Below are 14333 nucleotides of genomic sequence, written 5' to 3' on the forward strand. Positions count from 1 at the left end.
TCAGCGCCAGCGCCGTGACGGTGAGCGCGGGCACGAGCGGCGGCATGGCGGGCGCCTTCAAGGACAGCGGCGACGAGCGCAGCACCACGCGCAGCACGATCAGCGCGGGCAGCACGACGATCACCAGCGGCGATGCGGCGAGCCAGGCGGCGCTGGAGAAGCTGGACCGCGGCGCGACCAACGATGCGACGGCGGGCAAGCTGGCGCAGGGCTGGGATGGGCAGAAGCTCGCGCAGCAGGTGAAGGTGAATGCGCAGATCGTGGCGGAGTTCGGGGCGGAGGCCTCCTCACGGGTCGCAGAGTACGCGAAGGGCAAATTGATCGAAGCCGCTCGCCTTGAGGCCAAGGCAGACCAAGCGAAGGGGACGCCGGAGGGCGATGCGTTCGCGGCGGAGGCAGCGAAGCTGAAGGAGCAGTGGGACGTTGATGGCTCTCTGCGCATCGCCGCGCATGCGATTGTTGGAGGACTGACCGGCAACTTGCAGGGGGCACTCGGGGCAGCCGCAGGTACGGCCGCCGCGCCCAAGATTGGGGACGCGCTCATTGACGCAGGCCTCGATCCGGAATTGACGAAGAACCTGGTTGCGCTCGCCAGCGCCACTGTCGGCGCTGCAGCGGGCGGAGCCAGCGGAGCCGCCGCTGCATTCAATGAAGCCGAGAACAACTATCGGACGATGAGCCCGATCAGGGATGTGCGAAACGCCGTGAACAAGGCGGCCGCGCAGCTCTACGACAAGTGCGGCGCCAACTGCACTGCAGAAGACTACCGGCGGATGGATTACCAGCTGGCGAGGATCGAGAGCTCCTCCACGCTGCTCCACATTGTTGCCAATGGCGGAGGACTGACCGAGAAGCAGGCCGTCGAACTTGCGCAGACCGTCGGCGAGTTGCTGCCTGTCTTCGGCACGGCGGAATCCGTTGCACAAGCCCTCACCGGCAAGTCGATCCTGACGGGTGAAGAAACAAATCAGTACCTGGCAGCGGTCGGCGCCGTCCCGGTCCTGGGCTTCCTCTTCAAACGCATGCCCAAGGACATTCCAGGGCGCATTGCTTACCTCATGCAGGATGCGAAGGCCTACATGGGCGTTGACAACGCCGCGATGGCTGCTGAGAAGATCGCGGAGGCGGGCAAGCTCGCGGGTGTGCCGGTTGATGCGCAGGCCGTCGCAAAGAGACTCGGAGAGTTGTCCGAAGCCGGCGATATCAAGAAGATCAATATTGTTGATCCCGGCGCCAGGGGGGACTGGGGCAAAGCAATTAATGGCGAGTTGCAGAAGGATGCGGCGTACGTATTGACCAATGGGCATTCCTACGTAACGGACGCTGCGGGAAGAGTCAAGCAAGTCGCCGGCGAACTCAGTCTTGAAAAAATGGATCGGAATCTTTACGCCCAGCTGATAACCGGAAAGGCTGCGAGGCCGGCGACGAGGGCGGACATCTGATCGCGACGGTTTTAGGCGGGGCAGGCGATAGAATCAATATCGTTCCTCAGTCGTTTGCGCTGAATCGCGGCGCGTGGCGTGACATGGAGAAAGAGCTTCAAGGGCTGTTGAAGGATGGTAAATCAATTAGTATGAAAATTGATATTCCCTATCCTTCCAAAGGTGGCCCTCGTCCTAACGAATTTCTCGTCACAGCAATAGTCGATGGCATTCCTAAAACATTTCCGGTATTTAAGCAGTAGGAGAAGAGATGAAGGACCTTGAACCTCTGTACGTGCAACTCGCTCAAGTACTTGTCGGTTTGGCAGGTTCGGACTGGACGACAGCATGTATTTCGGCGCCGGTCCTTGGGGATCGCTGCGGTGGCATTGAACTCTCGTCGATAAGTGCCGCCGGTGAAAAGAAATGGCTGAAGCCGACGTTTCAGGCGATTACCGCAATTGACGAGACCTTCTTGAAGATCCGTGATGAACTCCGCGTGAGTTCCGGAACGAGGATTTGGTCAATTTGCTTTGATTTACAAAGAGACGGAAAGATGTCGGCAAAGTTCGGTTATGAGAAGCCTTCATGGTATGACGAGCGGGACGAATCTACTGAGATGCCGCAATCCGCTGAGATGCTCACCATGCCCGCTGTCGAACCGTTTAATTTGGAGGCGAGAGAAGCTGATGCTCTTAAATGGTTGCAGAAGGTGACTGCGATTAATGCTGAGAAGTGGGGGATAGGAAGCGAAGCACGCTGGGATCTCGACATGGCGCACGGCGAAATTCGCTGGATTTTCCCGGAGGGGCGTACGCTTGTAGGGGCGGTGCAGGTGCTTGGCACGCATCGAATTGACGGTCGCGATTTTCTTTGGTCTTGGGGTAATCCATCGATTCCGGAACAACTAAGCATGGCAGCATTGAAGCTGCGTAATGTGGGAAAGCAGCTTGGAATTCAAGAACTCACAGATCGTTCTGCGATTGCTGATGATCCTCGGGTGTGGGCTTGGGCCGGCATGGCTGCCAAGGAAAGCGAACTCGATGGCGTCTATCGAGTAAACTCGAATGGCACTTGGGTCTATTTGTTATATTCAAACATTCGGGCGCATGCTCAGTCGTTTGAAGGTGATGAATGAGAATTGAACGCCGCTAATGACAAAATTCGGTTCCATCAAGTGATGGAAAATCTTCAGCGAGATGACGGTCTAATGGCTTCCGCTGTGATCAACCAGAGGAATGATCGTTCCATATGTGGGAGCGCTTGGCGTCTCCGGAAGGCCCTTGTGAGATGCTTATGGAAGATGCCGTGTACATCGCCCTGGGGGATTATCGCCATCCGTTATGCGGGAAGTTCTTGAATTGGACGATTTCGACTACCGAGCGTGCACTGTCTGATCCCCGTTTCGAGATTGAATCTGAAAGCAGATTCAAGGGATGGAAGAATTCGGCCACCTTTCCTGGAAATCATGGAAGGGTGCTAGCGATTAGTGCGCTTGCAGCCGCAAATGAAGAATCAAGTAGACGTCGATCAGCACAAGATTCGTGAGGCGGCCGATCACCTTGCAACGTCTGCGCTGCTGGAAAAAGGCCGCAACTGGGCCGATTTCTCCCTTTCTGTGGAAGATGATGCGTATTATGCTTGGGCTGCCCCCAGGTTTGGGTCCTAGGCATCGCCGCTTGGCATCTATACGAAGGCGGAGTTCGTGAATCTTTCTGAAGATTGCTGTCGAAACTTTGTAATCGAACACCCGTAGCGAAGTGACGAGTTTCGTGAGGCGCTCGCCGCTAACGGCATGTCGCTAGTTCCGACCGCTGAGCGACCATAATTGGAAACAAGGGGTGGTTGCTTTGGCCCGGACGGAGGAAATCGCCCAAATTACATCTCGTGAGTCATGAAATTCACTCAGAATTACTACGCGCACTCTGCTGTGTTTTTCCGAATCGGTAAAGCAGGGCTTCAGGAATTCTACCAAGGCTTTATGGAGAACCTGCCGTATAGCCTCGATGAGCTTTTTGGAAAGATCTGGCGTACTCCAGGATTCTCGGAATGGAAAGCAAGCTTTCGTGAGGAGTCCTTGCTTCAGCTTGCTGATTGGATTCAGCTTTCCTTGGAACGAGTGCCCCTCTCCATCGGGGCCGGGAGCACACGGAATCAGCAGTCACCGCCATGGGATTTTACGGATGCTTCGCGAGAAATTATTGTGGCGACTGGCATGTATTACGGCGAAGTAATGATACGACAAAACCCAGGAGTGTCTTGGATCCATTTTCTTAAGGGTAAGAGCATGGCTGACTATGGACAGCCCGTTATAGGAGGGGCTGTCCATCGGGTAATTAATCCTGTTCGTGTGGCAACGTCGTTTGCCTTCGGTGTCATGGACGGGAGTGAGTCGCGGAATGGATTGCTGAGTGCCTACGAGTTCTGGAAGCAAAATATCCTAAAGAACTAGTGCTGGGTATTGCGCATGTTTCCTGCATTGCGGTCGAAGTGCTGGCAAGGCGAGAGAGTCATCCTGAATGAGCAGCGAATTGAGCATGCGAAAGATCGGCAAATGAAAGCTCCGAAACATGGGTCCCTGTAAAAGTGCGATATAACAGGAGGCGAAAGTGGCTCTTTAAACCACTTGGAAAAGTGGAGAGCGACTAATAGATGAGCGGTGGGGGCCGTCCTTGTTGCAATGGGTGACCGGGACGACTTTCTGGTGCCGACAAGGCTCAACCTCAATTGCCGTCCAACAACTCATTCAAGACAGCCCCGCGCTTCGCCAATTACCGCGAACGGTTCTCCAGCGACATCCTGCTGGAGCAGATGGCGCTCGGTCCCACCGTGACGCAGAAGCGCCTGGGTGACAACTTCACGAGCAGCGCCTAGCGCCACGCAGACGCGGTTCCAACAATCAATTGGTGGCGAAAAGAAATGAGCGAAGCGTGGATGGGAAGCGAGCGTGCCAGTGTGCAGCTTGAACTCTCTTGGCGGGCCCATGGGTCCAACTCGCCGTTTACGACCAGGAACGAGAGGGTCCAGTGGTCGGACGTAGATCTCGCCTTATCTACGGTCTTCGATGTGGGCGGGATGGTGAGACTTTCTGCCGTTCAGCCGGAAGAAACGTGGCTGATCCAATTGGCTCTCGATTGTGAGCCGGGCGCTTGCAGAATAATCGCTCGAGTCAATAGTGAAGATCAAAAAATGAGTCTGCTGGAATGGTGTCAGGGAGAGCGCTCGGACGTTCCAATAGTGATATCGGATCATGCTTGGGATGCACGAACGGTTTGTAAGAGCCTAGCGGTTGTCAAAGCAGTGTTTCAAGCAGCTTTTGATAATCCTGCAATTGAATGGAACGACCTCAAGGGATTCGAGTCGCCTTGGTTTCGCAGTCCGTGAGTGTTTCTCGGAGGATCTGCCACGACGCTGCGGCCACCGGCGACATAAGCTTGGTGGTCGCGAGTGGCATTAGTCGGGCCACATCGACAACTCGAGCATCGGACAAACAAGAATACTGGCACATTCGTGCGAAACGATTGGAAGTCTGAGGCGTCGGTTGTACTGGTCCCCTCGGTATTGCCCATTAATACTTAAGTAATGAATAGTTCATACTACAAGTCCAGCGTCAAGAAGGGCGTAGAGCATCTCGGAAATCACTGGGACCAAGAAGCTGTTGAACTTTTGAACGAAAATCGGGGTTCGCGACTGGGATGTTTGAATGTACTGTTCAGCGACTCAAAATCGCAAAGCTTGAGATCTTGGTTCGCCCTTGAGGATCTCCGTGGTCATAAACAATGGGCGTATATCGCCGCGAAGCTCCAAAGGATGATCTTTCAAGCGGAACCTTGGCGTTGGCTACCCGCGTTCGCTCATCTCTTCCCCTTACTCTCGGACAGTGAAGATGTCATCGATTGGTACAGTCGGCACCGTTTGCCATTCTTCGTTCAGGACGACGAGCGAGGTAACGAAGCTGTTAATAAGGATGATCCCAATCTAGTTACATTCCATAGCTATCAACTCCACCTTGCGCTACGACCAAAATGGGAGGAGTTATACAAACGATGCGAGCGGATTCTCGCAGCGCCAGAAACGCCTGAAGGGAAGGATTTCTTAATTGACCATCGCTTTTATCTGGCGTTGGCTGAGGGCAATAAACCAGAAATGGAGTTTGCCCTGAATCACTTGACAAGCCCCGACGTTGCGCGCATTCGCAACTTTGGTGTCGCTTTTGGTCTCACAGAGAACCTGATTGCCACGCATGCAACAATCTATGCCAAGGTGGCTTGGCGCCACGGCTACGAGGTTCAAATAAATTCACCATGGGTGCCGCGGAAATGGCTTCCGGTCGAGCCTCTCGCGAAGTATGAAGACCCGTGGCCATTCATGCAGACCTTTGACATCTGGCAACCCTTCGAAGGCGATTGGGAGGGGTGGTCGCCACAAAAGAATCAACTGCAATAGGTGATTTTTCCGAAGTCCGACCGTACCGGATTCAGTCACCTCTCGGCCGTCAATGCTGCCGACTGCCGGGGTGCCCGCCTTAAGGTGAGCACGTCGACGCTGAGATAAGTTCCGCACCGCTAGACCGCCCAAGCCGTCACTCCATAGCCCTGACTGGCAGCGAGAGCTGCCAAAAGCGGTTAAGCCCAACCTACCAAGAAGGAATTCAAGTCACAAAGGATACTCTGAGCCTCCGCCGCCCGACAGGGATATGTCCAATTGCGATTGGAATTGCTGGGTTATAGGCGCAGGCGATATGGAGTGTGAGTTCTCGGCACGTCTACACATAACTGGTCCAGTATATTTCAAGATGAGCGAGGTATGAGTGTTTACCCAGATATGAGCGTATACCATCATATGGTAGAGCCATATGTGTTTCCGAACGTGAGGAATGTCGGGTGGATTGATCTCATTCAATACAGTAAAGGTGAGGTGCCTGATGAAATTATTGAGAAAATCTCCTCGCTCGTGTTTGGAGACTTTCACCCCGGTTGTATTGTCGAGCCGGTGAGAGCCTTTCCGGTTTGCCCGGTATGCGGCCCTTTGACCGAGCAGCGGCATGGAAGGGCGCTCATGGAGTCAGAGTTGTGGATACCGGATGGTGATCGGGTTTTTGCATCTCCGATTCTGATAGCTCACTTTGTTGAGACTCACGGCTATCGCCCTCCTGAGGAATACTTGGAAGCGGTCGTTCGCCTGTCTCCGACTCATTCATTTGACGGGAATTCGTTCTACCGAGAGAAACTCAAAGCGAACGGATGGCTATCTGACGTGAACGGGCGCGGGTGAAGCGTCTTTTGGCGGACGAGCTTGATATATGGCCATGCCAAGCGCACGCCTCGTGAGACAAGCGGGCAAGCCTCCGCTCCGTTGCAATCTCCACCATGGGCCTATCAACTCGATCAGGAGAAGCTCTGCAACAGCGTGGTCAGACGGCGCATCGATCGGCTCACGCCGACATGGTGATTCTCGAAGAGTTGGACTATCTGCCCTTCAGCGCATTGGGCGGGCTGCTGATCTTCCCCTGCTGAGTAAACTCAGCGAGCGCACGATTTTCGTCCTCACGACGACCCGAGCTTCGGCGAATTCGAAAACTGAATGAAATCCTCTGCGCAGTTTGAGTTCAACGATAAGAATCTCTCCAAGAGTGGGGGGCGTAGGCCGGGTGCGACGTGCCGTTGCAGGCGACGCAGGTGAGGCAGGTGAGGCAGGTGAGGCAGGTGAGGCAGGGGCGGGGAACGGGCGCCGTTGCGAGTGCTGCAGGACGAGAACGCGCAGCTCAAGTGCATGTACGCAGGGTTGGCGCTGATGCACAGCGCGCTCAAGGACGTCATCGAGAGAAAGCTCTGCCCCGGCGCGTCGTGAGCAGGTCGTGTAAGCGCAGGCGGCGGACCACGGCTTGAGCAAACGTCGAACTTGTCGAGCCAGCGGGATCGCAGGATTCACGTTGCACTACAGGGCCGTGACTTTCGATGATTGCGGGTTGATCGAGTTCCTCGAACAGCACATCGCGGTGAAGCCGCGGCATGGCTTCGGCCTGATCTACGACAGTGCTCACCATCGAGGCAAGCCCTGGGGAAGACCGCGATGCGGCGTGTGTACTGTGATCTCAAGCTCAATCTGCGAGGCGCGGCAAGAATCGATTGCCGGCACGTATCAGGCGGCCATTGCACCGCTCGTGCGAACCGATCAGCACTGGAGCTGCGATTTCATAGTCGACGCGCTCTTGTCGCGACGGCGTTCCAGGACATTCAACGGCATCGACGAGTTCAATCGGGAAGCGCTGCGCGTCGAGGTCAACACGAGTCTCATGATCAGCTCCGCAGGAGTGCCGTTGGGAGCCGGGCTCACGTTGCTCTTGTATAACCAAGCGACGGAAGGCACTAAAGCGCCTTTTGGCCGTGAATTTGGATAAAAAGGGCACCAAGTTCCATCTAACTCAAGTTCCCAAAGGGGTGAAGATGAAGCAAGAAGTACTGGATTGGCTGGAACACTGGCTTGTGGACCATTTAACCTGCGATTCAGTCGCTCCTAGCTCTTTAGTGACGGGTACTTCTCTTGAAGAATTTGAGATTCGCCAAGTGGCCGTTGACTTTATTTATGCCGGGCTGGCTTCCGGAATGCTCGATCTTCTACCGCAAGGTGTTCTTTTTGGCGGCGGTGAACTCGGTTTCCATGGACCTCTTGACTATGCCCAAGAACTGATGAAATTTAATCCTTTTGAATTCGACGAACTGCTCGCCGGAAGAGCGGCTTGGGGTGGCCCGCAAATCGCGCTATCAAAAGCGGGAAGAGACCTGATGGAGAACGTGGGCCTGAAATTCTCGGAAACGTATGGAGAGGAAAAGGAGGAGGGGCGACAGCGGTTCTTAGCGGAAATAATTCAGCGCTTCGAGAGGATCGGTGTCCGGTTGGGTGATGTTTCCTATATTTCCGATCCGCATCTTGGGCAGGGCAGCTAAACGCTCGTATGCCTATTTAGTTGCCTTCAGACGGGAGTCAGTCAGATGATCGCGGAAGGCACCACTTTCCTCAAAGGTGGGGCGTTTCGGAGAACCTCAAGTTCCAGCGGAAGCCTTACCATGTCACCGAACAAGCATGTTGAACGGCAGCTTCGGGCGGTGAACCAAACCACCATATTCCACCTAAGCTAAAAATTCCCACGCTGAGTCGTCCTAGGAGCATTTGATGTTGCTTGAAAATCCGCGCCTAAAAGCTACAGCTGACGCGATATATGAGGAGTGCTCGGATTCTGTTAGGTATGAGGAGTTGACGCACTATTATTCCGAGCTGTATGGAATCTGGCACTTCCTTGAGGCTTGGGAGGGGTTTGGTCCGGAGGATCGTTCGGACCACGTTTGGTGGATGTTGAATGAGAATCTGGCGGGATTTTCTGACCCCAGTTGCCGACTTCCAATATTTTGGCTTGCCCTTGCCAAGCGACTTACTCTTCTAAATCACGTTCCACGTAATGTGGCCGACTTTTTGCTTGAGTTCCTTGGTTCATTGGATGTGGGTCGCTTTGCGTTGGTTAGAAACCTAAATGCTCAGCAAAGGGACGAGTTGGTCCATGACATCGACGACGTGGTTCAAACGATTAAGACGATGAAACGCGAAGCCAGGCTGGGTCCAGACATTCGGGACGAAGATTGGGGAGCAATGGACCAATAGCGAAGTGGGTCGCAGCTTCAAGTATTCGGATGACTAGACCGCCTGAGCTATTACTGCCATATCCCCTGAGACCGACAACGACAGCTACAGCTCCAAAGACGGCTAGGCTTAGCATGCCAAGAAGGAGCCACACTTGGCACAGCTGCCCCCAGTCCTAGCCGCCAGCGGTTCAACAAGGCGGGTCTAAGATTCGGTGGAACGACTGGATATGGATGCACGAGACTGAATGCGATCAGGATTTCAAGTAGGCGGCAAAACGGCTTGCATCATCGATAGTTTGCCTCCCAGAGTTCTGATTCCCATTAAGGCAGTCGGGATATGCGTGAATATAAACTCGCAGCCCCCGGTATGAAGAAATGAAAGCCTCGTACTTGCTCTCCGGGAAATTTTCATTTTCCGAACATGCCCCATTCGCGCTCGCCGTGATGCTTGTTATTACAGGCGGCGAGGGGTATTTTCGTCCGGGAGATGTGATGAGGCACATGACCCAATTGATCCAAGAGGGGGTGCCATTCGATTCTCAGCAATACACGGAAATCGGCCAATGGCGCAATCGCGCCAGTGATGTGATTTCTCCCACTCCCGTGGAAGATGATGCATATTATGCCTGGGCCGACCCCGGGTTTTGGTCTTATTTCTCCCCGCTTGGTATTTATACAAAGTCCGACTTCATCACCCTTTTTGAAGATTGCTGTCGAAATTTTGTAGTTGAACATCCAGAGCGACGTGACGAGTTTTATGAGGCGCTCTCTGCTAACGGCATGTCATTAATTCCGACCGCTGAACGACCATAAGCGGAAAATAAGGGGCGGCTGCTTTTGGTGTGATGGAGAAACTCGCATATTGCTTGGATGTGCGACGGGTGGCGGAAGGACATGTGGCGAATAGTTTTGCAAGTCAAAACAGCGGTGTGGCCGGCGAATACGAGGGGAGTCACGCCATGAAAGATGTTTCCTTCGTCATGCCAAATTGATCATGCTTCCCTTCTCTGAGGATGAAGCTGAACACTATGGTTATGATGCCCAACTGTTTTCGATGGATCTTACGAACGCGATTCATGCAGATGCAGCTATTGAAAAATGGCTGATGCGGCGGGCCACGGGCGACGTGAAAGAGCACGCCAGAAGTCTGCAAATATTCCAGATGCGAGTTTGGGAGCGCTTGTTTCGGGAGTCCTATCGTCCTTTGCCGCTTGAACTGTAAGGCTTCGAGTGATAAGGGCTTCGAACGGTTCCCCGATTCCCTGGATCTCTGGGCTACTCCCGAGTACTCGGAGTGGCCTCGGGGCCTTTAAGGTGGCGGCTTGACTGCCTTGCGAGTTTCTCCTTTGCAATCCCCGCCCTTCGGAACCTCCTGAACAACCCTAAAGAAAAGTACATGACAACTTCAAGTTACGAGAAGAGCATTGAACGAGGCGTTAAGCACGTAGGTCAACGTCCTGCGGATCGAGCCATAGAACTTCTTAATATAGGGAAGGGATCACGCGAAGGCTGCCTGAGCAGCGTGCTAATGCATGCAGAAGCACGGTCGCTCATGGCGTGGTTTGAACGAAAGGACCTCGATGAGCACAAGCAGTGGGCCTATGTTGCTGCGAAGATCCAAAGAATGATTCTTCAACTGGAACCCTGGCGTTGGTTCCCTGCCTATAAGCTGCTTTATGCGCTTCTGTCTGATCACGAAAATGTCTTGCATTGGTATGAAGGGCATCGTGTTGCATTTTTTATTCACGACGATGAGCGCGGTGATGAGTCGCTGAACAAGGAGAATCCCGCAACGGTGACCTTTCACAGCTACCAAGCTTTACTGGCTCTTCGGGGCGAGTGGGAAGAATTGGGGCAGCGCTGTGAGCTTATTCTCGGCCTTCCAAAAGCGGTGGGACAGGACTTTCTCGTAGACCACCGCTTCTATCTGGCTTTGGCGAACGGAGACCGGAGGGGTATGGAGGCGGCACTGAATTGCCTGACGAGTCCAGAGGTTGCAAAAATCAGAAACTACGGCGCAGCCTTTGGATTTACTGAGAGCCTCCTCGCCACGCATGCAACCCTCTACGCCAAGATTGCATGGCGTCACGGCTTTGAGATCGAGGTCGAATCTCCCTGGGTTCCTCGTGAATGGCTTCCGATAAAGCCTCTTCAGGACTACAAGGACCCGTGGCCCTTCATGCAGAGTTTCGATATTTGGCAACCATTCGAGGGCGAGTGGGCAACATGGTCCCCCGCTCAAAAGCCCTGATGCATGTCGCCCGAGGCGCCTTTCGTCTGGGATTCTTCGGTAGCAAGCGGTGGCTCGTTGCATCTCGTGATACTTCGCACCCCTTCGCATCACCTCTGCTGAGGCGCGAGGCGTACGCTCTCCGTACCCATCGGCCGAGACCCGCGTCCAGGCGGCAGCTGACTGGCAAGGAGCCATCATGAAATTCACTCGTCCCCTCGCGGCCGGTCTCGCGGCCGCAGTTCTCAGTCTGCTTTCCGCCTGCGGCGGAGGCTCCGGCGGCGATGACCCGCCCGCCGCCAACATGGGCACGCTCGGCCTTTCCCTGACCGACGCCCCGACCTGCGGCTTCGACCACGTCAACGTCGCCATCCAGAAGATCCGCGTCCATCAGAGCGCCACCGCCACCGACTCCGACGCCGGCTGGGCCGAGCTGAACTTCAGCACGCCCAAGCGCGTCGACTTGCTCACGCTGACCAACGGCGTCCTCGCCTCGCTGGGGCAGATTCCGCTGCAGGCCGGCCATTACACGCAGATGCGCCTCGTGCTCGCCGCCAACGGCGGTAGCAATCCCTTGCTGAATTCGATCGTTCCGACCGGCGGCAGCGAGGTCGCGCTCGACACGCCCAGCGCGATCCAGAGCGGCGTGAAGCTCAACGTCGACATCACCATCGCCGCCAACCAGCTCGCCGACTTCGTGCTGGACTTCGACGCCTGCAAGTCGGTGGTGACAGCCGGCAACTCCGGCAAGTACCTGCTCAAGCCGGTCGTTGCCGTCACGCCCAACTTCGTGTCGGGCGTCAGCGGCTATGTCGACAGCACCGTGGCCAATGGCGCGACGATGGTGTCGGTCCAGCAGGGCGGGGTGGTGGTCAAGGCGACCGCGCCCGATTCAACCGGCAAGTTCCTGCTGCAGCCGGTCGCGCCGGGCAGCTACACGCTCGTCATCACCGCGCCGGGGCGCACCACCGACGTGGTCACCGGGCTGACCGTCGCCGCCTCCACCGTCACCCTGCTGAACGGCGCCACCTCGCCGCTGAGCCTGGGTGTCTCGATGAGCGGCACCGCGGCCGGCACGGTCACGACCAGCCTGACACCGATCGACGCAAGCGTGCGCGCGACCCAATCGCTGCTCAGCGGCGAAAAGATCGAGGTCGCGACCCGCGGCGTCGATGCGACCACCGGCGCCTACAGCATGACCCTGCCGACCAGCGCCCCGATGGTGGCGGCCTATGTCGCACCGCTGGGGGCGCTGAGCTTCGCGGCGGATGCAGGCGCCGCGGCGAAGTACGGGCTGGAGGCCAGTTCCGGCCTTGCGACGAAGACGGCCGGCCCGCTGACGCTGACCGCCGGCGCGACGACGACCACCAACTTCACCTTCCCTTGAGGGATCCGTCATCGCGGCGTCCCGTCTGGGGCGCCGCATGACGGGCTGACCAGCGGCCGCCATGGCGGCCCGCGGCGCTTGAGGCTGAGCGCGCCAGGCGCCGCTCGGTGCTCAGCGCCGCCAGTGGCGACGCATCGCGTCCCGCTCGTCCGCGCTCGACAACGGATCGCCCTCCCGCAGCCGATCCATCTCGTCGAGCAGCGCCTGCGGCCACGGTGAGGCGGCCGTGCGGAATGCGTCCGATGCGGCCGGTATCGATGCGGTCGGGGAAGCCGATGCCGATCCCGATGCGATCGTCGCGAGTTGCCGCACCTGCCAGGTGTTCCCACCGCGGCAGGCCAGCCCCGCCGTCGCAGTGCCGGCCTCCGTCGCGCCGACGGTGAAGGCGCGGCAGTACTGACCGTCGCGCGACAGGAAGCTGAGACCCACCCGGGTGGCGGAGCCGGCGACCGGCGCGCCGGACAACTGCCCGTCCAGCGCCTGGGCGAGCGCACCGTCGGCGCGCCAGCCCCCATTGGCGGCGCGTTCGAGCTCACCGCGCGGCGCCAGCGCTGTCGCGCCGATCAGCACGCCCAGCGCCAGGCTTGCCGCCATGCCGCCCCAAGCCATCCATCCGCCGCGGCGGCGTCGACGCTCCTCGCCAAGATCGATGGGCTCGACGCTTGGCCTGGTGGAGGGGACGGGCCTCGGTTCGCTTGGGAGGTCGAGCGCAGGATCGAGCGCCGGTTCGGTGGTGGCCGTGCGGTCCGCGAAGAGGGCGCTCAGCCGCTCGGGCACCGGTTCATCGAGCACCGGGTCGAAGGCTTCGGCGAGCCGCGCCCGCAGGCGCCGTTCTCGCGCCACTGCGGCGTCCAGCGCCGCATCGTCCGCCAGCCGGGCCTCGAAGCGGGAGCGCTCCGGCGCGTCCATCTCGTCATCGACATACGCGGCGACACGGATCGCGTCATCCATCGCCTGTGCGGTGTCGAGAGACGCATCGCGGTCACCGCCGCGGTCCTGCTCGTGCTCCCGGTCATGGTCCCGACCCGCGTCGCGATCCCGATTGCCGTCCTGGCCGCGTTGGCGGCCCGAATCCATTGCGCCGTTCATGTCCTGTCCTTCGCCGCTCATGCGTCGATGTCGCCGTCGCCCAGCAGTTGCTGCAGCGTGTCCTTTGCCCGCGCCAACCGGCTGGTGACGGTGCCGATCGGCACCTCCAGCACCGCCGCGGCTTCCTTGTAGGGCAGCCCCTCGACCAGCACGAGGCTCACCACCAGGCGCTGCTCCTCGGGGAGCCTCGCCATCGCCGCCTGCACCGACAGGCGCGCGATGTGGCGGCCCGTCTCGGACACGCCGACCTGCTCACCGGCCTCCTCGGGCGCCAGCACCTCGGCACGCCGTCCGCGGGCGCGCTGTTCGTCGATCCAGGCGTTCTTCATGATCCTGAACATCCAGCTGTCGAGGCGCGTGCCGGGCTCGTACTGGTCCAAGGCCCGCAGCGCGCGTTCCACCGCCACCTGCACGAGGTCGTCCGCATCCTCGCGGTGATGCGTGAGGCTGCGGCCGAAGCGCCGCAGCCGCGGCAGCAGCGCGGCCAGGGCGGATTGCAACTCCAATATGCTCATGCGATGGGATGCCTGATGAATAGAACGACGGCGGCGCGGATTTTCTTCCGTGTT

General features: G+C 57.5%; 18 protein-coding genes. 16 read left to right on the forward strand and 2 right to left on the reverse strand.

Going from position 1 to position 14333, the window contains the following annotated elements:
* The 16 genes from CS062_RS12255 to CS062_RS12275 form a co-directional block, all read left to right on the forward strand.
* Positions 1-1442, forward strand: a 1442-nt coding sequence (locus tag CS062_RS12255; RefSeq protein ID WP_233218031.1) for a pre-toxin TG domain-containing protein, incomplete at its 5' end; no start/stop codon positions are given.
* Positions 1442-1684 (forward strand): DNA/RNA non-specific endonuclease, encoded by a 243-nt coding sequence (locus tag CS062_RS27370; protein ID WP_368372854.1) that lies wholly within the window; start codon positions 1442-1444, stop codon positions 1682-1684. The genes CS062_RS12255 and CS062_RS27370, both read left to right, overlap by 1 nt.
* An 8-nt stretch (positions 1685-1692) precedes the next feature.
* The gene (locus CS062_RS25810) at positions 1693-2559 is read left to right on the forward strand and encodes a DUF6882 domain-containing protein (RefSeq protein WP_143742326.1); all 867 of its coding nucleotides are present in this window, start codon (positions 1693-1695) and stop codon (positions 2557-2559) included.
* A 369-nt stretch (positions 2560-2928) separates the two neighbouring features.
* The gene (locus CS062_RS26180) at positions 2929-3090 is read left to right on the forward strand and encodes a hypothetical protein (protein ID WP_158238763.1); all 162 of its coding nucleotides are present in this window, start codon (positions 2929-2931) and stop codon (positions 3088-3090) included.
* Between the two features lie 225 nt (positions 3091-3315).
* Positions 3316-3873, forward strand: a complete 558-nt coding sequence (locus CS062_RS25815) for a hypothetical protein (RefSeq protein WP_143742327.1) — start codon at positions 3316-3318, stop codon at positions 3871-3873.
* A gap of 275 nt (positions 3874-4148) precedes the next feature.
* Positions 4149-4295, forward strand: coding sequence for a hypothetical protein (locus CS062_RS26185; RefSeq protein ID WP_158238764.1), 147 nt, complete (start codon positions 4149-4151; stop codon positions 4293-4295).
* A gap of 60 nt (positions 4296-4355) precedes the next feature.
* On the forward strand, positions 4356-4805 hold the full coding sequence (locus CS062_RS27425) for a DUF6911 family protein (protein WP_438270475.1): 450 nt from the start codon (positions 4356-4358) through the stop codon (positions 4803-4805).
* A gap of 198 nt (positions 4806-5003) precedes the next feature.
* Positions 5004-5867 (forward strand): Imm49 family immunity protein, encoded by an 864-nt coding sequence (locus CS062_RS12265; protein ID WP_099861914.1) that lies wholly within the window; start codon positions 5004-5006, stop codon positions 5865-5867.
* 378 nt (positions 5868-6245) lie between these two features.
* Positions 6246-6695 (forward strand): DUF7919 family protein, encoded by a 450-nt coding sequence (locus CS062_RS27470; RefSeq protein ID WP_497006788.1) that lies wholly within the window; start codon positions 6246-6248, stop codon positions 6693-6695.
* 694 nt (positions 6696-7389) lie between these two features.
* Positions 7390-7821 carry a hypothetical protein gene (locus CS062_RS25820; RefSeq protein ID WP_143742328.1) on the forward strand — a complete coding sequence of 144 codons (432 nt, stop codon included), beginning with the start codon at positions 7390-7392 and terminating at the stop codon, positions 7819-7821.
* 46 nt (positions 7822-7867) lie between these two features.
* Positions 7868-8368 (forward strand): hypothetical protein, encoded by a 501-nt coding sequence (locus CS062_RS25825; RefSeq protein WP_143742329.1) that lies wholly within the window; start codon positions 7868-7870, stop codon positions 8366-8368.
* Positions 8369-8594: 226 nt separating this feature from the next.
* Complete coding sequence (locus CS062_RS25830; RefSeq protein WP_143742330.1) at positions 8595-9077, forward strand: hypothetical protein; 483 nt, start codon at positions 8595-8597, stop codon at positions 9075-9077.
* A 356-nt stretch (positions 9078-9433) separates the two neighbouring features.
* Positions 9434-9871: a hypothetical protein gene (locus tag CS062_RS25835; RefSeq protein WP_143742331.1), complete on the forward strand. Its 438-nt coding sequence runs from the start codon at positions 9434-9436 to the stop codon at positions 9869-9871.
* A 181-nt stretch (positions 9872-10052) separates the two neighbouring features.
* The gene (locus CS062_RS25840; protein ID WP_158238765.1) at positions 10053-10280 is read left to right on the forward strand and encodes a hypothetical protein; all 228 of its coding nucleotides are present in this window, start codon (positions 10053-10055) and stop codon (positions 10278-10280) included.
* A gap of 330 nt (positions 10281-10610) precedes the next feature.
* On the forward strand, positions 10611-11309 hold the full coding sequence (locus tag CS062_RS12270) for an Imm49 family immunity protein (RefSeq protein ID WP_158238766.1): 699 nt from the start codon (positions 10611-10613) through the stop codon (positions 11307-11309).
* A gap of 178 nt (positions 11310-11487) precedes the next feature.
* Positions 11488-12675: a DUF4382 domain-containing protein gene (locus tag CS062_RS12275; RefSeq protein ID WP_099861915.1), complete on the forward strand. Its 1188-nt coding sequence runs from the start codon at positions 11488-11490 to the stop codon at positions 12673-12675.
* A 111-nt stretch (positions 12676-12786) separates the two neighbouring features.
* Here CS062_RS12275 and CS062_RS12280 read toward each other — a convergent pair whose 3' ends face one another.
* A complete protein-coding gene (locus CS062_RS12280) occupies positions 12787-13785 on the reverse strand; it encodes a hypothetical protein (protein WP_143742333.1) in 999 nt (332 codons plus the stop codon).
* Positions 13782-14279, reverse strand: coding sequence for an RNA polymerase sigma factor (locus CS062_RS12285; RefSeq protein ID WP_199174232.1), 498 nt, complete (start codon positions 14277-14279; stop codon positions 13782-13784). Before CS062_RS12285 ends, CS062_RS12280 begins: the two co-directional genes overlap by 4 nt.
* Between the last annotated feature and the right edge of the window lie 54 nt (positions 14280-14333).

Source organism: Roseateles chitinivorans (genome assembly GCF_002761755.1).
Lineage (GTDB): Bacteria > Pseudomonadota > Gammaproteobacteria > Burkholderiales > Burkholderiaceae_C > Roseateles > Roseateles chitinivorans.